Origin of the sequence: Vibrio sp. 10N.261.45.E2, assembly GCF_002875705.1 — a bacterium.
GTDB lineage: Bacteria > Pseudomonadota > Gammaproteobacteria > Enterobacterales > Vibrionaceae > Vibrio.
Genome location: NZ_MCZZ01000152.1, coordinates 73,217 through 98,476 on the forward strand (window position 1 = coordinate 73,217; position 25,260 = coordinate 98,476).

Below are 25,260 nucleotides of genomic sequence, written 5' to 3' on the forward strand. Positions count from 1 at the left end.
GATCAAAAGGAACCATTATGACGACTCTAAACATGCACAACGTGACCACGAAAACGTTAGCAACACTCGCTATCAGTTCATTTGCATTTGCGGCTAACGCTTCAGTCGAGCCACAACAGTGTGAAAACGTGCGCTTTGCCGATGTTGGTTGGACAGATATTACCGCAACAACCGCCGTTACTTCTGAACTATTAAAAGGCCTTGGTTACAAAACCAAAACCGACCTACTTTCAGTACCGGTGACCTATTCTTCAATGGCGAACGGCGATATTGACGTATTCCTAGGTAACTGGATGCCAACCATGGAAGGCGATATTGCTAAATATCGCGAAGCGGGCACGGTGGAAACCGTTCGTGCCAACCTTGAAGGTGCGAAATACACGCTAGCTGTACCGAAATACGTGTACGACGCCGGTGTGAAAAGTTTCGCAGACCTAGCAAAACATGCCGACAAATTTAAAGACCGCATCTACGGCATCGAGCCAGGTAACGATGGCAACCGTCTAATCCAATCAATGATTGATTCTGACGCGTTTGGCTTAAAAGATTTCAGCCTAGTGGAATCAAGCGAAGCAGGCATGGTGTCGCAAGTATCACGCGCAGCGCGCCGCAGCCAATGGATTGTTTACCTTGGTTGGGCTCCGCACCCGATGAACAGCAATGTTGAGATGGAATACCTTTCAGGCGGCGACGACTTCTTTGGTCCTAACTACGGCGGCGCGAATGTTTACACTAACGTTCGTTCAAACTATCTATCTGAGTGTGCAAACGTCGGTCAACTTCTACAAAACCTAGAATTTACGCTAGAGATGGAAAACCAGTTGATGGAAGAGATTCTTAACCAAAAAGTGAAGCCAGAAAAAGCGGCTCAACAATGGTTGAACAACAACCCTCAACAAGTTGAAGCTTGGCTAGATAACGTTAAAACACATAAAGGTGAATCAGCGACTCAAGCCGTGACTGAATACCTAAAACAAGTGAAAGCTTAGTTCTACCTGTCTCAACAGCTACATAAATAATAAAGGTGGGCATGCCAATTTGTCGATTGGTTCGAAGTAGCCCACCCATAATAAAAGGCAATATTGTGAATTTTATTACGGAAAACAAAATCCCTGTTGGTCAATGGATGGAAGCGGGTGTTGATTGGCTAACAATCAATGCAGCAGGATTCTTTGACGCTATTTCGATTTTTCTAGAAACCGTCATTATGTTTTTAGTCGATGTATTTAAGTGGATGCCACCTGCACTGCCAATCGTGATCACAGCTGCGATTGCATGGTACTTACACCGTAAACTTTCGCTGGTGATCTTTGTGGTCGCAGCACTGCTGACTATTCTTAACCTCGGCTACTGGCAAGAAATGCTGGAAACCTTTGTTCTCGTCTTTGCGGCGACAACAATTTCCGTATTAATTGGCGTACCGGTTGGCATCATGGCAGCGCACCGCCCTTGGCTCTATACAGCTTTGCGTCCAATCCTTGATTTGATGCAGACCGTCCCTACGTTTGTGTATCTGATTCCAACCCTAGTTCTATTTGGATTGGGTATCGTTCCGGGCTTAATCTCGACCATTATTTTCGCGATAGCTGCACCGATTCGTTTAACCTACTTAGGGGTAACGAAAGTCCCTGAAGAGTTGATTGAAGCAGGTAAAGCTTTTGGTGCTAGCCGCATGAAGTTACTGCTCAAAGTTGAATTCCCTGCTGCTCTGCCAAGCATTATGGCGGGTGTCACCCAATGTATTATGTTGTCGCTTTCGATGGTGGTTATCGCCGCTCTTGTCGGTGCTGACGGACTTGGTAAGCCTGTTGTTCGTGCATTAAATACAGTGAACATTTCACAAGGTTTTGAAGCCGGACTGGCGATTGTATTAGTCGCTATCATTCTTGACCGCTTGTGCAAAACACCAAATCAAAAGGAGGCTTAATCATGTCTATCTCTCAGGAAAAAAAGACAATGGACGCGATTACCATCAAAAACCTTGATGTTGTGTTTGGTGATAAGCCGAAGCAGGCGCTTGAACTGCTCGACCAAGGTAAAACTCGCCAAGAGATCATCGATGGAACTGGTCAAGTTGTCGGCGTAGACAATGTGTCGCTGACAGTGGAAGAAGGCGAGATCTGTGTATTGATGGGTTTGTCTGGTTCTGGCAAATCATCTTTGCTTCGCGCAGTTAACGGTTTGAATGAAATCAGTCGTGGTTCGCTGACCATCAAAGACGGTGACCAACAAGTCGATTTAGCACAGTGTGATGAAGCGACTCTGCGCCATCTTCGTACTCACCGCGTATCCATGGTTTTCCAAAAGTTTGCATTGATGCCTTGGTTAACCGTGTTAGATAATGTGGCGTTTGGTCTTGAAATGCAGGGCGTACCGAAAGACGTTCGTCGTGCAAAAGCGCGTGAACAACTGGAAATGGTCGGCCTAGCGGAATGGGAAACCAAATTCCCTCATGAGCTTTCTGGCGGCATGCAGCAACGTGTTGGTTTGGCGCGTGCTTTTGCAATGGACACCGATATTCTATTGATGGATGAACCGTTCTCGGCGCTTGATCCACTGATTCGTGCTCAGCTACAAGATGAACTGATCACGTTACAAAACAAACTCAACAAAACGATTCTGTTCGTGAGTCATGACCTAGATGAAGCGCTGAAAATTGGTAACAACATTGCGATCATGGAGTCAGGCAAACTGATTCAACACGGTAAGCCTGAAGAGATCGTGTTAACGCCAAAAACAGAATATGTGAAAGACTTCGTGGCTCACACCAACCCATTGAATGTACTTAAAGGTCGCTCTTTGATGCAGCCTCTGGGTTCACTGACACAAGAGAATGAAAGCTGGAAAATCTGCGATTCTAAAGATCTTTGGATCGAACAGAATGAAGGTGCTTTATCGGTGAAAGGTGAGTCTACTTTGGCGCTTGTCGAGTGGAGTGAGTCTGATGACCTAACCGCGATCAGCGCGTCGAGTGTGGTAGTGGCGAGCCCTGAAATTGGCATGCGTGATGCGATTAAGCTCAAGCAGATCAGTAACCACCCGATTCTTCTCGTTGAAGACAACCAATTGGTAGGAATCTTAGATAACAGCGAGTTTTACAACGTACTGACGGGTAATTTCCAACTCAATAATGCCGCTTAGTGAGTTGAACTGAAATATTTCATTCTCCAATGAATAAATAGGTAGTGAGATGTCAAAAATCCCGCTACCTATATGACCTAACTGGCTTTTTATTTACCAGCAACATCTCGCTTTTTCTTACCTTATTCGCCACTTTAAGACTGAATATCGCTACTCATTGTACAAAAGTGTTGCCATGCGCAAATTCAGAGACATATAAAAGATTGAGAATAGTATGAACATCAGTACAATGCGGAAAAATCAATGAAGTAATTTATCAATTTACAGTGTAATTCGAGTTCACCTGACGTAAATAATCAGGACATTTCATCGCTTCGACGCTGTAAAACCATTCACAGTATATTAGTACAAAGGTCTGCATCTTGGACAAACATGACGAAATCCTAGTCGCTATTCGCCAAATTATTCGCGCTATCGATTTACATTCGAAAAAGCTGAGTAAAGAGTATGGTTTGACTGGCCCTCAATTAATCTTAATGAGAGCAATCCAAGAAATGGGTAATGTGACGATCAAAGAATTGTCTAATCACACCAATGTAAGCCAAGCCACCACAACCACGATCATCGATCGCTTGGAATTGAACGGCTATGTACAACGTGTTCGCAGCTCTTCAGATCGCCGCAAAGTACACGCAAATCTGACTGAAAAAGGTCAAGAGTTGCTAAACAATGCGCCACCACCGCTGCAAGACAACTTCGTGAAAAAATTCCAAAACCTAGAGCCGTGGGAGCAGAGCTTACTGCTTTCTTCAATGCAGCGAGTATCATCAATGATGAACGCAGAAGACATTGACGCCGCTCCAGTACTTCAGCTTGAAGGCATTGCAAACGTAGCCAAGAGCTAACGTTTTTTTTAATTATTTATTTAGAACAACAACTTAAATAATTACCAAATGGTCGCATTAAGCGGCCATTTTTGGTCCTGCCATTTAAAACATCTATTTCTTCTGCTTGTTAGTTACGCCTTCTTAGTTTAAATCTCCCAGACTTTCTTCCCTCGTTTGTAGTCGCCTCGCTAGGTTGTAATCAAAACCTCATTGACGATTCTCTGACAACAAAACACTAGACCGACCGGTCTGTTGTGTATTATTGTGTGCTCATCTTAACCACGAGGTGATGTATGAAACACGAATTGACGCCAATACAAATGACCATGACGTTGAACAACATGCAGGGAGCTTTTGCACAGAAACCGATGCTAGCGATATCAGAGAGAATTGAGCAGCTGCTTGCACTCAAATCTGCGCTTATCGATTACACAGACCGTTTGTGTGCAGCCGTGAGTGAGGATTATGGTCACCGCAGCCGACAAGATACTTTGATGGCTGACATATTGCCTTGTATCGGAAACATTGATCACAGCATTGAGTGTTTGCCTCATTGGTCGACATCTTCGATTCGTCATTCAGGCCCATTGCTTTCAACATCTCGTGTTGAAGTGGTTTACCAACCAAAAGGCGTGGTCGGGATCATTGCCCCGTGGAATTTCCCGATCATGTTATCCGTCGGCCCGCTTATTTCTGCACTGGCTGCAGGCAATCGCGCAATGATCAAAATGAGCGAATTTACCCCAGCGACAAACCAAGTATTAAGATCGCTATTGGCAGAAGTTTTCCATGCCGATGAGGTGTGCTTGGTCGAAGGTGAAGTAGAAATCGCAGCCGCATTTTCAGCGTTGCCGTTCGATCACCTTCTCTTTACAGGGTCAACCCAAGTGGGTCGCCAAGTGATGAAGTCAGCGGCTGATACGCTAACCCCCGTCACGCTAGAGCTGGGTGGCAAGTCACCCGTTATCGTGGCAGAAGACATGCCGATTGATATTGCGGTAGAGCGAATCATTTATGGCAAGAGCCTAAACAACGGCCAAGTATGTGTTGCGCCCGACTACGTATTACTGCCCGAAGATAAACTCGAAGCTTTTATCGAGGAATACAAAAAACAATACCAACTGCTGTTCGATGAAGGGGTCTATTCCGAGAATTTAACCTCTCTAATCAACCCTCGCCAATGCGACCGCATAGTGGGTTTGTTGAATGAAGTACAGCAAGCAGGGACACGTATCGTTGCTTGCCATGACGAAGCGATGGACTTAGATACTCATCGCTTGGTGACACACTTGGTCGTTGAGCCAAGCTTGTCATCTCAGGTGATGAACGAAGAGATTTTTGGCCCGTTATTGCCGCTCATCACTTATCGAAATATCGAAGAGGCATTCCAAGTTATCAATAGCAAACCAAGGCCTTTAGCCCTTTATCTGATGAGCTTTGATTTGAGTTTACAGGCTCAGGTTAAGCATCAAGTTCATTCCGGGGGCATATGTATTAATGACTGTGTTTTCCATTTGGCGGTTGATGACGCGCCATTTGGTGGCATTGGTGAATCAGGTCAGGGCAATTATCACGGCAAAGAAGGTTTCCTTACTTTCTCTCATGCAAAAACAGTTTTGGAAACGGGTTTAGATCATCGAGTTAAGCATCTGTTTTCAAAAGAAGACAACGAATTAAAGACCGCAGTGATGAGTATGTTAGGTAAATAAGTTATCGCTGTTGTTACGTTATTTATTTAAAAATTATTTAAGAGGTTATTTATGTTGGAACGTTTTTTTGAAAGAACCATTAAGTCGTATTTGATGATTACAGGTTTCTTAACGGCTACGGCTTTTTCCACTTTCCTAGCGCCGGATTGGAGTATGCAAACGCTGTTCTCGTACAACGATACCATGATGGAAAACAAGGAGTACTTGCTGGGTACTTATCAACACTGGGGGGTGATGGTTGGCTGTATTGGTGTGCTGTTGATGTTCTCGGCGAAGTACAAATCGTTGCGCACCTCGACCATGATTTACAGTGCATTTGAGAAGTCGATGTTTGTTGGCATCTTCTTATATAACGTGTGTATCAACGATTATGAGTGGTTCTACGGTTGGAGTGGTGTGTTTGCGCTCGATGGATTTGTAACCGTTTATTCTTTGGTTTACCTGTACTATTACCTGACTAGAGACAAAAGTAAGGTCCCAGCTCACCTTCGTTAATCGTTTGTGAGTTGCTAGGGGAGAGTTACGACATTTCCTTAATGATCATTCACTTATTGGTGACTACAGCCCGCTTTTGCGGGCTTTTTTCGTTTTGGGACAATGATCCATAAAGATCTTAATTGACATATCTTTGACATTTACACTCTAGACCGACCGGTTTGTTTTGGTTATTGTTTAGTCATCAACTAGAAATGAGGTAGACACCATGACAACTAATAATTTTAACTTTCAACTTAAAACCATTGTTCATGCTCAAGAGAACGGCATTGAAAATATCCCTTCTCTGTTTGGTCGCTTAGGCGCGCAAAGAGTCGTGCTCTTTTCTGATAAAGGTTTGGAGTCTCTTGGCTTCGTTGATCAGTTCTCAGCATTGTTTGTAAACCAGAAGGAGGAGCAACACGCGGTTCAGCTTGTTGGCATTTACACCGATATCGCGCCAGACGCGACTTGCGACAACATCAATGCTGCCATTGAGTTTGCAAACAGCGTGAATGCTGATGCGATTTTGTCTGTTGGTGGCGGGAGTGTGATTGATGCTTCCAAAGGTGTGAAATACGCATTTCATAAACAGATAGATGACATTCGCACCGTGATTGCAGGCGGCGGTCATATGGATGTGTGGCCAAATAATGAAGATATCCGAGTGCCACACATTGCGGTTCCGACAACGGCGGGCACTGGCGCGGAAGCCTCTCCGATTGCTGTTTTTTACAATGAACATGAAAACATCAAAGCAAGCTTAGTCGCATCTGGATTGGAAGCTGATATCGCGATTCTTGATCCAACCGTTACGACCAAATTACCAGCGCATCTTACTCGTTCTACAGCCATGGATGCGCTAACACACGCGGTTGAAGCGATTGTTTCGCCAATGAGTAATGCGTTCACCGATGCTTATGGCATTCAGGCAGCAAAACTGATTGTTGAAAACTTACCCGTGGCACTTAAAGAGCCAGAAAACCTAACCGCACGTGGCAACCTTCTTCAAGCAAGCACCATGGCGATCTCTGCTTTCTATTCGTCTTTGGGCGGCATTCCGATTCATAACTGTGCTCACGCTTTTGGTGCGATTAGCCACATTCCACACGGCGATGCCAACACAGTGTTGATGCCGGTTGTGATTGAAGCGCTGCCTGAATTCTACATGCCGAATGCGGCGAAGCTAGCTCAAGCTTTCTCTGTCGATATTACTGGAACCGATGAGATGGTTTACCAGAGAGTGTTGAATTTCTTAAACGACTTCCAAACCCGTGTCGGTGCGATGAAGCGTTTCAGCAGCTGGAACTTTGATGAGCAAGAGAAGAGCAATATTGCAGAAGCGATTGAAAAAGATATCTGCTTCCAGTTTTACCCAATCTCGAAACAGACGATTGAAACCATCATAGAGAAAGCGATTTAAGCCTCCGCCCTAATTGGCTGAATTTTATGACCATTTAATTCAGTCCCTGATTCACTCAACAATCATTACTCGAGAGCTAATTATGAAAATTGAAAACGTATTGCTATCAAGCTCGTGCATCATCGCGCCATTCCTGCTTTTCACCTAATTCATTCAACAGGGACGTTGTGACCTTTATTCCCCGAGGAGGAAATAAATGATCAATAAACGTTTAACTACCGTGATTCTGACTGGTGTTTTGGCTGCTCTGTTTTTTGTTAAAGCAAGTGTTGGAAGCGAGAGCTCTAAGAACGCAGCCACCATGGTTCAATCGCAGCAGCATCAAGATGTGGTGCAGCTGTTGGATGAAGCTTATCAAGGGCAATTGGATGCACAACTCGATGTCGCTTACTTATATTTGAGCGGAGATGGCGTAGAACAGAATGATGAAAAGGCCGCGGAGTGGTTCGTCACCGCAGCCAATAACGGTAGCCCTGAAGCTCAAACACAGCTTGGGTTGATGTATATCTCTGGAAGTGGCGTTCAAGCCAGCCAAGCGGAAGCTGTCACCTGGATTGGTATGGCAGCAGCTCAAGAGTATGACCCCGCGCTCGACTTATTACATTGGATGTCGCAAGCCGCGCATTAATTCAAATTCTAACCCAGGTTAACCACAGAAAGGTTAATTACGGAAAAAGTTAATCACAGAAATTGGAGAACGTCTTATGCAGACATTCAAGAAATCTTTAGTGTTCACAGCAATGGCCGCGGCAAGCGGTGCTGCGCTTGCTGCTGAATCAGAAAAACCGAACATTGTTGTCATTGTCGGCGATGATGTGGGCTTTGCCGATACACAGCCTTATGGCTCAGAAGCGGATACACCAAACCTAATGGCGCTGGCCGAAGAGGGGGTGAAATTCACTAACTTTCACGCGTCACCAACTTCATCGGTAACACGCTCTATGATGCTAACTGGAGCAAACAGTCACGAGGTTGGGCTAGGTACTTTCGATTATGCCGTCTATCCGGGCGCGATTGGTAAGCCGGGTTATGAAGGTTATCTCACCAAGAAAGGCGTCACTGTCGCAACGCTGCTTAAAGAGAGTGGCTATAACACTTACCTTTCCGGTAAATGGCACTTGGGACATGACGATGGCTTCCTACCTGATGACAGAGGTTTCTCGGAAAGTTATGGCATTTTAGCCGGCGGTTCGAATCACTTTAACCGAGATATGATGTTCCCGGCCAAAAATGCCGCGACAGCGGATGCGTTACAAAAAGGCGATATTCCTGGTGTTGAAGTTGAGCCAACTTACCGCAACGGTGAAGTGGTTGAGGATAAATACAAAGGCGAATACTCAGACCAAGTTTACACTAATGAGCTCATCAAGATGATCGACAGCAAAAAAGACGACGGCAAGCCTTTCTTTGCTTATTTGCCTTTCACAGCAATTCATCTCCCACTGCAAGCGCCTGAATCCAGTTATCAAGATAAGATTGATTACTACGTTGAACATGGCTGGGATTCGATTCGAGAGGATCGCTTTGAACGTATGAAAGAGATGGGAGTGATTCCAAAAGACGCTGATATTTCCAGCCGCAATGCATTAAGCCGCCCTTGGGATTCACTCTCTGAGAAAGAGCAGAAGTGGTATGGCAAGAAAATGGCAGTCGCGATGGGCATGATGGAGATGCAGGACCAACAAGTTGGGCAGGTCGTCGACTACTTGAAAGAAATTGGTGAGTATGACAACACTTACATTATGTATCTCGCCGATAACGGTCCAGAAGCTACAGATATTACCGGTGAAAACATCAGTGACTTGATCCGAACGTGGACCGCTCATCACTTCGATAATTCGACCGAAAACTTAGGCAAGGCGAACTCCAGTGTGTCACTTGGTCCTGAGTGGGCAAGTGCTTCAACCGGCGGCTTATCTTGGTACAAAGCTTACACAGCAGAGGGCGGTATCCGTGTGCCGTTTATCGTTAAGCCAGCTAAAGCGCTTCTAGAAGGTGAAGATGCGTTGCAACCGGGAACTCAAACAGACGACTTATCTCAAGTGAAGGACATTGCAGCCACGATTCTTGAGATCGCCGAGGTAGAGCACCCAGGAACGGAATATCAAGGCCGAGAAGTGGCGCCGATGAGTGGCGTGAGCTTGCTGCCTTACTTTAAGGGTGAAACGGCAGAGGTGCACAGTGCCGATAATGCGATTCCATTTGAATTGTTTGGTAGTGGTATTTTGTTAAAAGGTGATCACAAGATCATCCGAATCTCTACCGGTATGGGCGGTGACAGTGAGTGGCACCTATACAACACCAAGAAAGACCCGGCTGAGCAACATGACTTAAGAAATCAAATGCCAGATCTGTTCCTTGAAATGGTCGCTGAATATCAAGAGTACGAAAAAGCGCAAAACATCGTTCCGGTTGACGAAGCGTGGAACCCGTTTGAAAACGTGAAATAGAGGAATGAACCACACGGCCAACCTAGCGCTATTAAGCTTGGTTGGCCGATGAACACCGTGTAAAGGAATTACGAATTGTTTTAGCTAATACAATAACTTTTACATCGAGGCACTCTTCATGACGACATTATCGCTATCAAATTTGAGTTCAATTCCGCAGTTCAATGGTAAAGCGCACAGCAAGCTTCAAGCGCTAGCAAAACCGATTGGTGCGGTGTGTAATATCAGTTGCACCTACTGTTATTACCTAGAGAAACAACAGCTGCTTGAATACCCAAAAGGCTCTCAATATACGATGGATGAAGTTCTGTTAGAGCGTTACATTAAGCAATATATAGAAGGGCAGAATACGCCTGAAATCATCTTTTCTTGGCATGGTGGAGAGCCTACCTTGTTGGGGATTGAATACTTTCAAAAGGTCGTCGAACTGCAAAAAAAGTACTGCCCAAGCTACAGTAAAATTAGCAATGATCTTCAAACCAATGGCACCTTGTTGAATGATGCGTGGTGTGAGTTCTTCAAGAACAATGACTTTATCATTGGTGTGAGTATTGATGGCCCAGAGCACTTACACAATCACTATCGAACCAATCGTGCAGGCAAGGGCACTTTTTCTCAAACCATCCGCGGAATCGGTTATTTAAAAAAACATAACGTCGAGTTCGCGACCCTAAGCTGCGTGAATGATGTCACAGGAAAGTATCCGTTAGAGGTCTATCGCTTTCTGCGTGATGAAGTGGGTTCAAAGCAGCTGCAGTTTATACCTGTGGTCGATAAGCGCGAGGCTCACACCAACAATAAATGGCTGAGCAGTCAACAAGCGATCATTCCCGTATCAGGTGAGGTTGAAGCTTGGAGTGTCAATTCTGCACAATGGGGAGAATTCCTCACTGCCATTTTTGATGAGTGGTTCGAACATGATTTTGGTCGAGTATTAGTGCCGTACTTTGAAAATTTTGTCGGCGTGTGGATGGGCAGAGAAAGCACCATGTGTACTTTGAGTGAGATCTGCGGCAAAGGACTCGCGGTTGAGCCCAATGGCGATGTGTATTCATGTGACCACTATGTCTTCCCGGAATTTCAGCTGGGTAATATTCAGGAACAAGCACTGTCAACTTTAGCCTTTTCGCAAAAGCAGCAGAGTTTTGGGTTCGCCAAACAGAAATCTCTGCCGAAACAATGCCAAACCTGTGAGTTTAAATTTGCATGTCATGGCGAGTGCCCCAAAAACCGGATTATCAAAAGCCGAGACGGTGAGGCTGGGTTAAATTATTTATGTGAAGGATGGATGAGCTTCTTCAAACATATCGACCCGGTTATTAAGGGCTTGCTCAAAGCCAACAATATTCCATCTCGTCTGAGGTAACGGAGTAGGCGTGAATCGTTTTAATCAAGATTGAACGCTAAATAGAAGGCTCGCTAAATTGTGCGAGCCTTTTGTTTTTTGTTTTTTGTTTCTGAGTTCTGGTGACTTAATAACTGATATCTAGTCAGCTGATTTTTGAGCTGGACTCATGGCAAGAATGGTCTCATCCATGGCATTGTTTAGAATCGAACGGTTACGTTGCATCGCTGCCATGAGCGTTGAGCCTAGCCATAAGCCATAGAGCTTTCGAGATAGCGTTTCAGGTTCTGCGATAGTGAAATCACCGGCTTCATTGCCTTCTTCAAACAGCTTTGCCATACGCAGGATGATCTTTTCTGCGCCTTCTGCCATGGTCGCTTGCAATGGGTTCGCAGACCCAGACACTTCTCCCGCCAGTTTTACGACAAGACATTGGATATTGAAGTCTTCAGTCAGTTTCGATGCACACCAAAAGTCAAAATAAGCTTTAACGCGATCACGACGAGAAAGTGACTCATCACTTAAAAAGTCATCTAGCTTAGCGAGGTGCTCATCAAAGTAGTCAGTAAGAAGGATCTCACCAAAGTGCTCTTTGGATTTGAAGTAGTGGTAAAAAGAACCCTTCGTGCCTTCCGCTTGGTTGATGATTTTCATCAGGCCAACACCAGCAAACCCGTGTTCATTAATAAGGCTAAACCCTGCATCGAGCATAGCTTGTCGCATGTCTTTCATTGTTCTTACTCTTTATGCTGAGAATGAGGAATAGTGTAACGAGCAACATACCAACCGTCCAGTCTAGCGCGTTAGATCGCTGTCAATAGTGGACTCGTTTCGTCAAAGTAACTTTTCTCTTATTGGTACTTCTAAGCGACAAAACTTTTTTCAAGATAAGCTCATGCTATAAAACGAAAACAACAACCTTAAAGAGCTTGCTTGGTGCCTTAAAATGGCTAAATTGGGGTGTTTTAAGTTGCTGTTTTTGCTGGCTTTTAATTTGGTGTTTTCTCGAGATCGCAATGATAGTCTTAGCTTAATTTCTTTAGGGGGCTAAATGGACACCAACAACAGCACTTATCATCACCACAGTTTTGCTCAGCAAGACTTATCAGAGCTTACATTTACAGCCTGCACGTTTATCCGTTGTGATTTCAGACGTTCGAACCTTCGCGATGCAACGTTTATTAACTGTAAGTTTATTGAACAAGGCGATATTGAGGGATGCCACTTTGATGTTGCCGACTTACGAGACGCAAGCTTCCAGAGCTGTCAATTGGCGATGGCGAATTTCAGTAACGCGAATTGCTATGGTATTGAATTACGTGAATGCGACTTGAAAGGGGCGAACTTTACCCGTGCAAACTTTGCTAATCAGGTAAGCAACAGAATGTATTTTTGCTCTGCGTATATTACGGGCTGTAACTTGTCATACGCCAATTTTGAACAAGCTTGTTTAGAAAAGTGCGAGCTGTTTGAGAACCGTTGGATAGGCACTTATCTTGGCGGTGCGTCTTTGAAAGAGTCTGATCTTAGCCGAGGTGTGTTCTCTGAAGATGTATGGGGACAATTCAGCATGCAAGGAGCGAATTTGTGCCATGCGGAGTTGGACGGTTTAGACCCTCGAAAGGTCGACACATCAGGCATTAAGATTGTTGCGTGGCAGCAAGAGCAACTACTTGAAACTATGGGTATTGTTGTAATGCCGGATTGATTCGTATCACTCTGTTGCAATCAACCACAGTTGCCAGAAGAAAAGCCCAAAGTTAATGCTTTGGGTTTTTCAGTATCAGGAGTTTCATCTGGCTTATGTATGCAGGTTGTTTGTATGTCTTGAGGCTAGATGAGTGAGTTAGCAGTTTGTTATGTTGTAAACTTTCAATTGGATAGTGTTTGGATTTCATACGCGATCTCAGTCACTGATCTTAGCGTGTAATGTTCCTTTTTTGACGAATATAAACATAACCATTATCACAATTAATTGATGGTCAACTGGCTAATCTGAATTAATGTCTCATTTTGTTATTTTTAATTATTCTTAGATATTGCAGCTTCTGTCAAATTTAAAGTGTTGACTTGTTTTAAATTGTAAGTTTGTAATTTATTTACAGCTTGAAATTGAGGTGTGGCGCAGAAATATCCGATTGACAGCTATTTATCGGTGATTAAAGTCACGTTTCTTTGCCATTTCTCGATTCGATAACTTCCATTGATAATAACCCCAACAACAACGAACAAGAATAACTGGGATATATTATGCTTTATGACCTTATTGACCACGACTTAATTGATGTCATTAACCACTCCGAATATAAGTGGGAAGATGCAGTTAAAGAAACGACTCGTTATTTGCAAGATAAAGGCTACGTTACTGATACCTACGCAGACGCGATCATTCAGTCAACGCATGATAATGGACCTTATTATGTTCTTTGTCCAGGCATTGCTATGCCTCATGCCCGTCCAGAAGCAGGTGTATTAAAGACTGGGTTGGGTATCCATGTTTTTTCAACTCCAATTGATTTTGGTTCAGAAATGGGACCAGCGAATGTCTTATTAACATTAGCTGCAAAGGATTCAGATACACACATCGAGGTTATTCAAGCACTTAGTGAAATGTTAGTGGATGAAGAAAACATTGCCAAGTTGGCGGCTTCATCTTCAAAAGCTGATGTACTTGAAATTATTAAAAGCTACTAAAAATAACCTTTGAAAATAAGGAATATACCGTGTCTACAAATATAAGAGCAAAAGTGCAATCTTTTGGTGGTCATCTGACCGCGATGGTATTGCCAAATATTGGAGCCTTCATCGCATGGGGCTTTATTACCGCATTATTTATTCCAACGGGTTGGATGCCTAACGAATATTTTGGTGAATTAGTTGGTCCGATGATCACTTATTTACTTCCTCTGCTTATTGGCTATACCGGTGGACAAATTGTCGGGGATAAGCGTGGTGCTGTTGCTGGTGCGATAGGTACCATGGGTGTTATCGCTGGCGCTGAGATTCCAATGTTTGTTGGCGCAATGATCATGGGTCCATTGAGTGGCTGGGTGATCGTTCAAATCGATAAACGCCTGCAAGACAAGATCCCTTCTGGCTTCGAGATGGTGGTAAACAACTTCTCGTTAGGTATCTTCGGCATGTTGATGTGTCTGTTTGCTTACGCAATTGTTGGTCCAGCAGTTACTGCAGCAAACTTGTTCGTTAAATCAGGCATCGAAGCGTTGGTTGCGACAGGCTTCCTACCTTTGCTTGCGATTATTAACGAGCCTGCAAAAGTACTGTTCTTGAACAACGCTATCGACCAAGGTATTTACTACCCCCTAGGTCTTCAAGCAGCAGCTGAAACCGGCAAATCTATCTTCTTTATGGTGGCGTCTAACCCTGGTCCTGGTCTAGGTATGCTTTTGGCTTACGCTAAGTTTGGTCAAGGTCTAAGTAAGAAATCAGCACCAAGTGCAATCATCATTCACTTCTTCGGTGGTATCCATGAGCTGTACTTCCCATACGTGCTAATGAAGCCAATCATGATTTTAGCGATGATTGCTGGTGCGGCGACAGGTATTGCAACGTTCAACCTACTTGATGGTGGTCTGGTTGCCGGCCCTAGCCCTGGTTCAATCTTCTCTTACTTAGCACTAACACCAAAAGGTAGCTTCTTCGCAACTATCGCAGGTGTGGCTTCAGCAACGGTTGTGTCTTTCCTTGTCGCAAGCGCAATTTTGAAAGTGAGTAAGAAAGAACAGTCAGAAGACGAATTTGAACAGTCGATAACCGACATGAAAGATATGAAAGCAGAAGGTGCAGTAGCAAAAGCACCAGCTCAGGCTTCAACAGAGCAGCCAAAAGAAGCAAAGAACATTAAATTTGTAGCCTTTGCATGTGATGCGGGCATGGGCTCAAGCGCCATGGGAGCATCGACTTTCAAACGCAAACTAGAAAAAGCTGGGTACGATGTTCAAGTTAAAAACTATGCTATCGAAAAAGTCCCAACGGGTGCTGATGTGGTGGTGACTCACGAGAGCCTAGAGAATAGAGCGATTAAAGCAACGGGCTTACCTGTGGTCACGATCAAGAACTTCTTACATGACCCTGCATTAGACAACCTAATGAACACCATTGGCCAACAAGCTTAATTTAAATTTTGGGGCCACTCAGTGGTCCCACTTTCGGAGTGAAAATCATGACTCAAACAACTGCTGCTGTTATCCGTGGTGAAAAAGATATTCAACTTAGAACGTTCGATCTTCCAAAAATTTCTGATGATGAACTATTAGTTAAAAATATCTCAAACAGCATTTGTCTTTCTACTTACAAAGCGGCACTACTTGGCAGCAACCATAAACGTGTACCTGAAAATATTTCAGAAGTTCCAGTGATGACTGGCCACGAATATGCGGGCGTGATTGTAGAAGTAGGCGCTAATTTACAAGATCGTTTCCAGCCGGGCGAACCATTTGTACTGCAGCCAGCTATGGGTTTACCAACAGGCTACTCAGCAGGCTACAGCTACGAGACATTTGGTGGTAACGCAACTTACTCAATCATCCCTAAAGTGGCGATTGATTTGGACTGTGTACTGCCATACAAGAGCTCATACTACGCAAACGCATCACTGGCTGAGCCGATGTCGTGCATTATTGGCGCGTTCCACGCAAGCTATCACACAACCCCATACGTGTATGAACACCAAATGGGCATCAAAGAGGGCGGTACTCTTGCATTGCTAGCGTGTGCGGGCCCAATGGGTATTGGTGCAATTGACTATGCGATTAATGGTCCTGTAAAACCAAGCCGCATTGTCGTGACTGATATTGATGAAGCTCGTCTTGCTCGTGCAGAAAGCTTAATCCCGGTATCGAAAGCGACTGAGAACGGTATTGAGCTTCATTACGTAAATACGGCAAAAATCGACGATCCTGTTGCGTACTTAAAAGAGCTAAATGACGGCAATGGCTATGATGATGTCATGGTGTATGCAGCGGTTGCACAGGTTCTTGAGCAAGCTGATGAGTTATTAGGTAACGATGGTTGTCTAAACTTCTTTGCAGGTCCAACTGACAAGCAATTCAAGGTACCATTTAACTTTTATAATGTGCACTACGAGTCAACTCATATCGTTGGAACCTCTGGCGGTTCAACAGGGGATATGGTTGAATCTATTGAACTTTCTGAAGCGGGTAAGATTAACCCATCATTTATGCTAACTCACGTTGGTGGCTTAGAAGCGGCACCTCACACTATCCTTAATCAATTGGATATTCCGGGTGGTAAAAAGCTAATCTACCCACATATTAACCTGCCACTGACGGCGATTGATGAGTTCCATAAGCTAGCAGATCAAGACCCGTTCTTCGGTGAACTAGACCGAATTGTGAAAGACAACAACTACGTTTGGAATGAACTGGCAGAGAAAGCGCTGCTTGAGTTCTATGGCGTTAGCCTAACGGCTTAATTGATGATTTCGTGGCAGCGTGACTGCTGCCACGACAAATAAGGAACATGTTATTACGGTGCAAGACGAATTATTAGATGCCTTAGAAGAGTGCGAAACTGCCACTTGTTTTATCCAAGCGTCTCATAAGCTGATTAGCGTTAGATTAAAGCATCTGTTACCAAGGGTATTTGTTCAAGATCCTTTGGTGATTGAGTATGCCGTGACCCCTCTACTCAAAGAAGATGGTCCTTTGGTCGAGATAGATGTGGTTTCGAAGCTGATGTTTGCGATGGGTAAGATCTCACTAGAGAGTTACGCTGATATTAACTTGTTTGACCAAATGCACGGTTTCGTGGCTCAGCAACAAGAGCCGATTTCGTTTAGTGATGATGTCATTTACGACTTTATCAGCAACCAATCAACGCTCTCAAAGTCAGATGGCAGCATCTACCTTGATTCGATTAACCAATTAAAATTTTCATCATTCGACTCCTTTTCTCAAGCTCGCTATGAGTCACTGGTTAAAACCGTGTTGAAGCTCGCTTGCGAGGGTTTGCTAGAAACCGTGGAGAACGAAATTTTAGATTAAGGCTTTTCATATGAAAGTTTCCCTAAACGTCAGCGGCTTTGAGACCGAAGCTGTGTTTTCAGATAACAATATCGAACAAATTCATAAGCCATTGGTTGAAAAGTTTTCTCGCCTTTACCAAGAAAAGAACGAACGAACGGTTATATTCTTAGCTGCGCCTCCTGGCAGTGGCAAATCAACCCTAGCGGCATTTTGGGAGCACCTATCCCAAACCATTCCCAATGTCGTGCCATTACAGGTTCTACCTTTTGATGGTTTCCATTACCCCAATGAGATATTGGACTCGAACTACCTCGTTCGTGATGAAGAGAAAATTAAACTCCGTACCATTAAAGGCTCACACGAAACGTTCAATCTAACCTCGTTGATCGATAAGTTGAAACAGCTGAAAGTAAAAAATCCCACATGGCCGTACTACGATAGAAACCTTCATGATCCTGTTGATGACGCAATTTCGGTAGATAAGGAGATTGTCGTTATTGAAGGCAATTGGTTGTTACTGAATGAGCCGGTTTGGAATGGATTACATGAGTTGGCTGATTTCACCATCTTCATCGATACCGACGCTAAGTTCCTCGAGGAGCGCTTAGTAAATCGCAAGGTTCGAGGTGGTGCCACATTAGAAGAGGCAGTCGAGTTCTATAAAAATTCAGACTCAAAAAACGTCGAGAAAGTGTTAGAGCATTCTATCCCTGCGGATCTAACACTCTTCATGAATCAAGACGGTTCGTTTCAAATCAATTAAACAATTTAGGAGGTCATAATGGAGATTGTTGTCGACAGCCATACTCATACATTGGCAAGTGGCCATGCCTATAGCACCATTATCGAAAATGCACTGGCATCGAAAAATAAGGGGCTAAAACTCCTTTGTACAACGGATCATGCTCCTGAAATGCCGGGAGCCCCTCACTACTGGTTTTTCAATAACCAAAGGATTTTGCCCCGCTTTCTACACGATGTAGGTATCTTGCGTGGTGTGGAAGCGAACACACTGAACACTGCTGGAGAGTTGGATCTTCCTCCCTCTTCTTACCAGCACTTAGATTGGGTGATTGCGAGTTTACATGAACCAGTTTTCAAGCCATCGACGGAACAAGAACATACACAGGCGTTAATCAACGTCATCAAGAGTGGGAAAGTCGATGTGTTAGGGCACTTAGGGAACCCAAACTATAAGTTCGATATGGAAGCGGTTTTGCTGTGCGCAAAGGAGCACAATGTTGCGATTGAAGTGAACAATACGTCATTGACAGGCAAGAGCCGAAAAGGAAGCGATGTGCGATGCTCAAAAATTGTCGAGATCGGCAAGCGAGTTGGTGTTTACTTTACGACAGGCTCTGATGCGCATTTCTGTGAAGAGATAGCTCGTTTGGATCTTGTAAAAGCATTACTTGAGAAACACGGTGTAGAAGACGACAAAATAATCACAACTTCAACATCTCGTTTTCTGAATTTTTTATTACTGCGCGGTAAGAGTCGAATCGAAGAGTTTTCACACTTATATTAAACATTTTAGTGAGTTAGCGTTATTGACACAACAAGCCCAAAGTTAATAGTTTTGGGCTTTTCTGTATCTGATGGACTGTCATTTATCAAAGCGACTCCTCAAATTGAGAATGAAGTAATCTTGTGAGCTCCTCGGTTTGATATACTCAGTATTCATTCGATGAAGATGATGGAGATGATATGTCGAAAACCGCAAAGATCATTAATGAAGATAAGCTGGTTAAAAAAGCAGTTGAAGTCGGTTTTAAGATGGCAAAACTACAAGGTTTTGATTTACCAAATTCATCCCAACCGATAAAGGTTAAAGCGGTGTACTTGTTTCTTGTTGAAGTCAATCAGATCACACCTCTTCCTGAGAGCAAGCTTGATGGCGCCAACATCAAGAAGCGTCTAGCTCTATGGCTTCATAATGCACTTCCAGACAATGACCCACTGAAGTAAGATTATTACCTCATTTTTAAATTTGAAACCTAGCGAATTTTTGCTGGGTTTTTTGCTTTTTGGAGCAGTAAAAAACACCCCCTGATGTTCTCTAAGCTTAATTTCATTCCCACATTCGCCAACTTGGCCTGCCATCAATATTAACGCACTTTATTAGTTAGTTACCTAAATATGCAAGTGTGTAATTAGTGCGTTGCCTCAAACTTGACAGTTTGGATCTTACTAACAACTATTAAGTTGATGATTTTCAATTCGTAATCCATAGATTTACCGAAGTTGAATGATTAAGAGCATCGGTGTGGATATCTATTATGACGTTTAGTCTGACCGTACAGGATAAATAGAAAGGAAATACCTCTTATGATGTCTTTACTGTTTTTATTGTTACTTGTGGCGATGCTGTGCGCTTTTTTCGACAAGAAGACCGCTGCTTATGGCTTTTTTGCTAGCTCAGTGATTCTTGGTTTGTATTGGTTTAATCACCATGCCACCGATCCATTATCGATTTTATTATAAGGAGTTAGCATGAATCGAAATCAGTTAACTCTCTTGAATACACTTGGTCTGCTAGGTATGACAGCCGTTTTGTTGATTGGCTTCATTCTCCAGTTTGTTCTCAATGAGTTGCCATGCCCGTTGTGTTTACTACAACGCATAGGCTTTGTGATGGTGGCGTTTGGCTTCATGCTCAACGTGGTTTACGGACCTCAATCTCGTCACTATGGTATCGTTATTATTGGCGCTTTATATGGCGTAGCAACGTCGTTAAGACAAGTCTCTTTACATGTCATTCCTGGAACGCCGGGCTACGGTAGCCCTATTTTTGGAATGCACTATTACACATGGGCATTTGTTTTGTTCATTGCCACTATCTTTGCGGTTGCTGTGATCTTGATACTAACGAACAAGACAGAGACTCAAGAACCTTACAAAATGAGTAACTTGGGGCGTATTGCGTGCTTGTTAGCAATCGTTGTGGTTGCTCTGAATGCCATTGCTACATTTGCTGAGTGTGGACCTTATCAGTGTCCGGATAATCCGGTGAGCTATTGGTTGTTCAATCAAGGTGCTGGTGGGTAATTTCTGTGTTTAGATAAAAGAGCGAGAGGCTAACTTCTCGCTCTTTTTGTATGTAACGCATTTCCAAATCTGCGAACAGTTTGGCTGGCTTTGCTTAGCAATTCACTTGCTCAACAATCTCACGCGTTAGGCGTGCGATCTCGTCCCACTCGCCGTTTTCAACCAGCTTCTTGTCTACCATCCATGTGCCACCACAGGCTAATACTTGAGGTACGGCTAAGTAGTTATCGATGTTTGATGGCGTGATACCGCCTGTAGGCATGAGTCGAATGTCGCCGTATGGGCCAACGAGCGATTTAACCATGCTGATCCCGCCAGATGCTTCTGCTGGGAAGAACTTCAAGGTTGTTAAACCCATCTCTAATGCCGCTTCAACCGTGCTTGGGTTGTTCACACCTGGAATGATATCAATGCCGATCTCTTGGCATGCATTAACTGTGTTCGGATTAAAGCCCGGTGATACCACAAACGTTGCGCCCGCTTCTTTTGCTGCGAGTGCTTGCTCACGGTTTAAGATGGTGCCGGCGCCGATCAGCATTTGTGGCTGTGCTTGGCGAAGCAGTCGGATAGCTTCAACAGCGGCGTCTGAACGAAACGTGATCTCAGCTGCTGGAAGCCCATTCTCAGCCAAGATTTTGCCTAGAGGGATAATATCCTCTGCGTTATCAATGGCGATAACAGGGATAACTTTTAGTGCTTTTAGTTGTTCGTTAATTGTAGGCATTTGTACTTCTTAATATCAGTTTGAAAGAGTGTCGGTGATGGATTTTGGGATGATTGCGCCATGATGTTGAATCACTAATCTGGCCAATGCATTACCTTGGTGGCAGGCTTGTGAAACAGAACCTCCAGCAAGGTAGCAAGATAAGAAACCACCGTTAAAAGAGTCGCCTGCAGAGGTGCTATCAACCACAGATTCGACGGGTGTCGTTGTGATGTTTACTGGCTCATTTTCTGGTTTTTCGCTGATCAAGCAGCCTTCAGCACCAAGCTTCACAACAACGGTTTTGACGCCCAGTGCATGTAGCCTTCTTATGGTGTCTTGTGGCGTTTGATCGCTCCACAACAGTTGTTCATCATCGAACGTAACTAGGGCTATATCGGTCGTTTTATAGCCCAATAGATAGCATTCTTTGGTTGTCGCTTCTGAGCTCCACAGCTTTGGTCTGTAGTTACTATCAAAAGCAATGGTAACGCCACGTTCACGTAGGCTTTCGATGATAGTGAGTAACTTTAGTTGATCGCTGTGTGGCAATATCGCGAGGGAAATACCACTAAGAAATACCATATCAACATCACGAAGTTGGCTCGCTATCTTATCGAAATCGGGGTGCTGTACCATGTAGCGAGCCGCCGAATCATTGCGCCAGTATAGGAAGGTGCGTTCGCCAACATCGTCGAGTTGAATGAGATAGAGGCCGGGTGAACGCTGTTCATCAATAAGCACGAACTCGGTTGATAGCCCTTCATCTTGCCATCGTTTAAGCATCTCTTGGCTGATAGGATCTGAGCCCAGAGCTGATACATAGCTGGTGCGTATCGCAGGATTCGATGTGTTATTGCTGTTCTTGCTCTTGAGGTTGGTAACAGCGGCGCTACGGTTCAAGTAGATTGCCGCGTTTAATGTGTCTCCACCATAGCTTTGTTGCATGTTGCCAAATGGCGCGCCATTCAGTTCAATCATGCACTCACCGATGATTGCGATGTGGGTCATAATATAGCCTTAGAAAGGAAAGGTTGGATTTGTTCGTATGAAGAAAGCATGACCATAACGAGATACGGTCATGCTTTTTCGATTCTAATCTGACGGGAGTGAGACTAGCCGATTACTTGTTGTCTAGTTTTACGAACAACATCGTTAGGACAAAAGACAGTGCAAATACACCCATCACGCCCATCAGTGCTTGAATGAAGTTTTGCGTACCACCTGCAAGGTAAGCTGGCAAGCTGAATACAGAAGAAAGAATGTAGCTTGTTAAGTGCGTATCGATTGTTACCGAGATAGCACCGAACACACCTGCAGCCAAACTCGCGGTCATCATTGCTTTGGTGTATTTCGTGAGTACACCAAATAGAGCTGGCTCCGTGATGCCTAAGATAGCGGTAACACTTGAGCCCATCGTAATTGAAGATTGCTCTTTAGAAACCGTTTTACGTTGCTTGTGCCAGATAGCCATTGTCGCGCCAGCAATTGCCATGTTACCCAAACACATGATCGGCATAAGTAGATCCTTACCATACAGTGCAAAGTTGTTGAGGCTGATTGGCGTCATGCTGTGGTGGATACCAAATACGATGGTAATTGGGCGAGTTAGACCAAATACAAAGCCCGTTAACGTCGGAGAGATTTCCAGTAGTGAGCTCATTACCCAACCAGCGCCATTACTTAGCCAGATACCCGCAGGGCCAACAAACGATAGCGTGATGGTCGAAGTTACCGTAAAGGCAAGCAGTGGTGTAAATACCGGTTTTGCAGAAGAAGGAACTAGACGGTCAACTAACGGAGTCACTTTGGACAATAACCAGATAGCGAGAATAGCAGGGACGATAGCGCCGCCGTAGTTGAGCAGCTCAATAGGAACCACGCCAAGCACCGTCAGCTCTGGTGCAGCACCAGCATCTTTTAGCATCGCCGCTTTATCTACTAGCTTAGGTGCTAGCATTGCAGAGGAAACAGCCAGTGCTATGTACTCGTTTACTTTGAATACCTTAGCTGCAGAAAAGGATACAAGCATAGGTAAGAAGAAGAACACTGCGACAGAAATTGAACGGAAGAAGTAAACCGTGTCTGAGCTTTCAGAGATAACATTGGTTGCAATAAGACCAGATAACAGGCCCATCAACATGCCCGCGCCAGCAATTGCAGGTACAACCGGACCAAAGATGCCCGCGACAATGCGCATCACACCTTGGAACAGCTTCCCTTTCTCTAGCTCATCAGCCGGAGTCGCGTCAGCTTGTTGAGTGTTTGATAGCGCGTTGAACCACTTCTCTACCTCAACCCCAATGATGACTTGGGTTTGGCCTTGTTGAAGTACCACACCTTTCACGTCAGCAATCTGCTTGATCGCTTCTTCGTCTACCAGCGACTCGTCGGCTAATTTGAATCTCAGCCTTGTCATACAGTGCGTGATACTCACGATATTGTTTTCACCACCGACAGCAATGACTAATAACTGTATATTTTCTTTGAAATTTTTCTTCTTCGATGATGACTTAGAGTTATTCACAACGGCATCACTATTTTCTACCATTTGCATACTACACCTGTTATTGGAATATATTTAACTCGAGAAATCATAACGACAACCAATTTAAATCCAACGGAGTAAAAAGAGATCTCAATCACATTTAAAATCCGAAAAATTATTTTTTAGCCGTTTTTTGCCAATTGGTATGTTTTGTTTATCAAAAAAAAACACTTAACGTACCAATTATTTTTAGGCAAAAATTAGCGCTTGAAATGTAATTTTTAAAGCGGTTAGATAATAGGAGTTGACTTAAGTTTAGGTTATTTAATTGTGAAAGAAACTATTATATCTGACATCCATTGTATTATTACTAAACCAGACAGACACAACCTAATTACCGTTGTAGTTGAAACGAATGAAGGTGTGACTGGCTTTGGTTGTGCGACATTCCAACAAAGACCGCTTGCTGTAAAAACAATGGTCGATGAATATTTAAAACCTATTCTTATTGGAAAAAACGCCAATAATATTGAAGACTTATGGCAAATGATGATGGTTAACGCTTACTGGCGAAATGGCCCTGTCATCAATAATGCAATTTCTGGTGTTGATATGGCACTGTGGGATATCAAAGCTAAGTTAGCGGGTATGCCGCTGCACCAACTTTTTGGTGGTAAGTCTCGTGATGCTATTCCTGTATACACACACGCGACTAGCGACACGATGGAAGGTATTTATGAGCTGGTGGAATCTTTCCTAGACAAAGGCTACAAGCATATCCGTTGTCAGCTTGGCTTCTATGGCGGTGTTCCAACCGATTTGCATACCACTCAAAACCCGACTGAAGGTTCGTACTACGACCAAGATCAGTACATGGACAATACGCTAACGATGTTTAAGTCGCTGAGAGAGAAGTATGGTAACCAATTCCATATTCTTCACGATGTCCATGAGCGTCTATTCCCGAACCAAGCAATACAATTTGCCAAAGAAGTTGAGCAATATAAGCCTTACTTCATTGAAGATATTCTGCCGCCAAATCAAACGGAATGGTTGGATAATATTCGTAGCCAAAGCTCAGTTTCATTAGGTTTAGGGGAGTTATTTAATAACCCTGAAGAGTGGAAATCATTGATCGCTAACCGTCGCATTGATTTCATTCGATGCCATGTTTCACAAATTGGAGGTATTACCCCTGCTCTGAAACTAGGCCACTTATGCCAGAACTTCGGTGTACGTATTGCATGGCATTGCCCGCCAGATATGACGCCAATTGGTGCCGCGGTAAACACGCATTTGAATGTGCATTTACACAATGCAGCGATTCAAGAGCATGTGGAGTACAACGAGAATACACACAAGGTATTCCCGAACGCAGCAGAGCCAATTAATGGCTACTTATACGCTTCAGAAATCGCAGGTATTGGTGTCGAGATTGACCGAGAGGTTGCAGCTGAATTCCCTGTGATGTATCGCCCCCACGAGTGGACTCAAAGTCGCCTTCCTGATGGCGCGATCCACACTCCATAACTCATTGAGTTAACCAAAATGGCCGCAGATAGCGGCCATTTTTTTGAAGATTGATCTACTACTTAAATATATCTTCGTGTATTTAAGTAAATTAACCCGAATTCAACTGCGAAG

General features: G+C 44.0%; 25 protein-coding genes. 21 read left to right on the forward strand and 4 right to left on the reverse strand.

Annotation, left to right across the window (positions count from 1 at the left end; translation table 11 throughout):
* Nucleotides 1-17 precede the first annotated feature (17 nt).
* From BCT34_RS21060 to BCT34_RS21105, 10 genes are all read left to right on the forward strand, one after another.
* The gene (locus BCT34_RS21060; protein WP_076650585.1) at nucleotides 18-989 is read left to right on the forward strand and encodes a choline ABC transporter substrate-binding protein; all 972 of its coding nucleotides are present in this window, start codon (nucleotides 18-20) and stop codon (nucleotides 987-989) included.
* A gap of 95 nt (nucleotides 990-1,084) precedes the next feature.
* Complete coding sequence (gene choW, locus BCT34_RS21065; protein ID WP_076650586.1) at nucleotides 1,085-1,927, forward strand: choline ABC transporter permease subunit; 843 nt, start codon at nucleotides 1,085-1,087, stop codon at nucleotides 1,925-1,927.
* Between the two features lie 2 nt (nucleotides 1,928-1,929).
* A complete protein-coding gene (gene choV / locus BCT34_RS21070) occupies nucleotides 1,930-3,141 on the forward strand; it encodes a choline ABC transporter ATP-binding protein (RefSeq protein ID WP_076650587.1) in 1,212 nt (403 codons plus the stop codon).
* A gap of 362 nt (nucleotides 3,142-3,503) precedes the next feature.
* Complete coding sequence (locus tag BCT34_RS21075) at nucleotides 3,504-3,986, forward strand: MarR family winged helix-turn-helix transcriptional regulator (protein ID WP_017061075.1); 483 nt, start codon at nucleotides 3,504-3,506, stop codon at nucleotides 3,984-3,986.
* A 275-nt stretch (nucleotides 3,987-4,261) separates the two neighbouring features.
* Nucleotides 4,262-5,677 carry a coniferyl aldehyde dehydrogenase gene (locus BCT34_RS21080; RefSeq protein ID WP_076650588.1) on the forward strand — a complete coding sequence of 472 codons (1,416 nt, stop codon included), beginning with the start codon at nucleotides 4,262-4,264 and terminating at the stop codon, nucleotides 5,675-5,677.
* A 51-nt stretch (nucleotides 5,678-5,728) separates the two neighbouring features.
* On the forward strand, nucleotides 5,729-6,172 hold the full coding sequence (locus BCT34_RS21085; protein ID WP_017070129.1) for a hypothetical protein: 444 nt from the start codon (nucleotides 5,729-5,731) through the stop codon (nucleotides 6,170-6,172).
* Nucleotides 6,173-6,380: 208 nt separating this feature from the next.
* Nucleotides 6,381-7,574 (forward strand): iron-containing alcohol dehydrogenase, encoded by a 1,194-nt coding sequence (locus BCT34_RS21090; protein WP_076650589.1) that lies wholly within the window; start codon nucleotides 6,381-6,383, stop codon nucleotides 7,572-7,574.
* Nucleotides 7,575-7,770: 196 nt separating this feature from the next.
* Nucleotides 7,771-8,202 carry a tetratricopeptide repeat protein gene (locus BCT34_RS21095; protein ID WP_076650590.1) on the forward strand — a complete coding sequence of 144 codons (432 nt, stop codon included), beginning with the start codon at nucleotides 7,771-7,773 and terminating at the stop codon, nucleotides 8,200-8,202.
* A 76-nt stretch (nucleotides 8,203-8,278) separates the two neighbouring features.
* On the forward strand, nucleotides 8,279-10,024 hold the full coding sequence (locus BCT34_RS21100) for an arylsulfatase (protein WP_076650591.1): 1,746 nt from the start codon (nucleotides 8,279-8,281) through the stop codon (nucleotides 10,022-10,024).
* Nucleotides 10,025-10,142: 118 nt separating this feature from the next.
* On the forward strand, nucleotides 10,143-11,390 hold the full coding sequence (locus BCT34_RS21105; RefSeq protein ID WP_076650592.1) for an anaerobic sulfatase maturase: 1,248 nt from the start codon (nucleotides 10,143-10,145) through the stop codon (nucleotides 11,388-11,390).
* Nucleotides 11,391-11,510: 120 nt separating this feature from the next.
* Here the strand turns inward: BCT34_RS21105 and BCT34_RS21110 are convergent, their stop codons facing one another.
* Complete coding sequence (locus tag BCT34_RS21110; RefSeq protein WP_076650593.1) at nucleotides 11,511-12,101, reverse strand: TetR/AcrR family transcriptional regulator; 591 nt, start codon at nucleotides 12,099-12,101, stop codon at nucleotides 11,511-11,513.
* A gap of 319 nt (nucleotides 12,102-12,420) precedes the next feature.
* On the opposite strand from BCT34_RS21110, the gene BCT34_RS21115 reads away from it, so the two are divergent.
* The 10 genes from BCT34_RS21115 to BCT34_RS21155 all read left to right on the forward strand — a co-directional run bounded on the left by BCT34_RS21115 (nucleotide 12,421) and on the right by BCT34_RS21155 (nucleotide 20,425).
* Nucleotides 12,421-13,077 (forward strand): QnrS family quinolone resistance pentapeptide repeat protein, encoded by a 657-nt coding sequence (locus BCT34_RS21115; protein WP_076650594.1) that lies wholly within the window; start codon nucleotides 12,421-12,423, stop codon nucleotides 13,075-13,077.
* Between the two features lie 542 nt (nucleotides 13,078-13,619).
* A complete protein-coding gene (locus BCT34_RS21120) occupies nucleotides 13,620-14,063 on the forward strand; it encodes a PTS sugar transporter subunit IIA (protein WP_076650595.1) in 444 nt (147 codons plus the stop codon).
* A 29-nt stretch (nucleotides 14,064-14,092) separates the two neighbouring features.
* Nucleotides 14,093-15,505 (forward strand): PTS mannitol transporter subunit IICB, encoded by a 1,413-nt coding sequence (locus BCT34_RS21125; RefSeq protein WP_076650596.1) that lies wholly within the window; start codon nucleotides 14,093-14,095, stop codon nucleotides 15,503-15,505.
* 47 nt (nucleotides 15,506-15,552) lie between these two features.
* Nucleotides 15,553-16,824 carry a zinc-binding dehydrogenase gene (locus BCT34_RS21130; protein ID WP_076650597.1) on the forward strand — a complete coding sequence of 424 codons (1,272 nt, stop codon included), beginning with the start codon at nucleotides 15,553-15,555 and terminating at the stop codon, nucleotides 16,822-16,824.
* Between the two features lie 52 nt (nucleotides 16,825-16,876).
* On the forward strand, nucleotides 16,877-17,395 hold the full coding sequence (locus tag BCT34_RS21135; RefSeq protein WP_076650605.1) for an MltR family transcriptional regulator: 519 nt from the start codon (nucleotides 16,877-16,879) through the stop codon (nucleotides 17,393-17,395).
* A gap of 10 nt (nucleotides 17,396-17,405) precedes the next feature.
* Nucleotides 17,406-18,140, forward strand: a complete 735-nt coding sequence (locus tag BCT34_RS21140; RefSeq protein ID WP_076650598.1) for a nucleoside/nucleotide kinase family protein — start codon at nucleotides 17,406-17,408, stop codon at nucleotides 18,138-18,140.
* Nucleotides 18,141-18,158: 18 nt separating this feature from the next.
* On the forward strand, nucleotides 18,159-18,905 hold the full coding sequence (locus BCT34_RS21145) for a phosphatase (RefSeq protein ID WP_076650599.1): 747 nt from the start codon (nucleotides 18,159-18,161) through the stop codon (nucleotides 18,903-18,905).
* A gap of 179 nt (nucleotides 18,906-19,084) precedes the next feature.
* Nucleotides 19,085-19,345 carry a DUF5062 family protein gene (locus BCT34_RS21150; RefSeq protein ID WP_065677671.1) on the forward strand — a complete coding sequence of 87 codons (261 nt, stop codon included), beginning with the start codon at nucleotides 19,085-19,087 and terminating at the stop codon, nucleotides 19,343-19,345.
* Nucleotides 19,346-19,705: 360 nt separating this feature from the next.
* Nucleotides 19,706-19,861, forward strand: a complete 156-nt coding sequence (locus tag BCT34_RS24500) for a DUF5993 family protein (protein WP_017061085.1) — start codon at nucleotides 19,706-19,708, stop codon at nucleotides 19,859-19,861.
* Nucleotides 19,862-19,870: 9 nt separating this feature from the next.
* The gene (locus BCT34_RS21155; RefSeq protein ID WP_076650600.1) at nucleotides 19,871-20,425 is read left to right on the forward strand and encodes a disulfide bond formation protein B; all 555 of its coding nucleotides are present in this window, start codon (nucleotides 19,871-19,873) and stop codon (nucleotides 20,423-20,425) included.
* Between the two features lie 94 nt (nucleotides 20,426-20,519).
* Here BCT34_RS21155 and BCT34_RS21160 read toward each other — a convergent pair whose 3' ends face one another.
* From BCT34_RS21160 to BCT34_RS21170, 3 genes are all read right to left on the reverse strand, one after another.
* A complete protein-coding gene (locus BCT34_RS21160) occupies nucleotides 20,520-21,149 on the reverse strand; it encodes a bifunctional 4-hydroxy-2-oxoglutarate aldolase/2-dehydro-3-deoxy-phosphogluconate aldolase (RefSeq protein WP_076650601.1) in 630 nt (209 codons plus the stop codon).
* 15 nt (nucleotides 21,150-21,164) lie between these two features.
* A complete protein-coding gene (locus BCT34_RS21165; RefSeq protein WP_076650602.1) occupies nucleotides 21,165-22,139 on the reverse strand; it encodes a sugar kinase in 975 nt (324 codons plus the stop codon).
* Between the two features lie 112 nt (nucleotides 22,140-22,251).
* Nucleotides 22,252-23,685 carry a PTS transporter subunit EIIC gene (locus tag BCT34_RS21170; RefSeq protein WP_076650603.1) on the reverse strand — a complete coding sequence of 478 codons (1,434 nt, stop codon included), beginning with the start codon at nucleotides 23,683-23,685 and terminating at the stop codon, nucleotides 22,252-22,254.
* Nucleotides 23,686-23,946: 261 nt separating this feature from the next.
* On the opposite strand from BCT34_RS21170, the gene BCT34_RS21175 reads away from it, so the two are divergent.
* On the forward strand, nucleotides 23,947-25,146 hold the full coding sequence (locus BCT34_RS21175; RefSeq protein ID WP_004732372.1) for an enolase C-terminal domain-like protein: 1,200 nt from the start codon (nucleotides 23,947-23,949) through the stop codon (nucleotides 25,144-25,146).
* Nucleotides 25,147-25,260 lie beyond the last annotated feature (114 nt).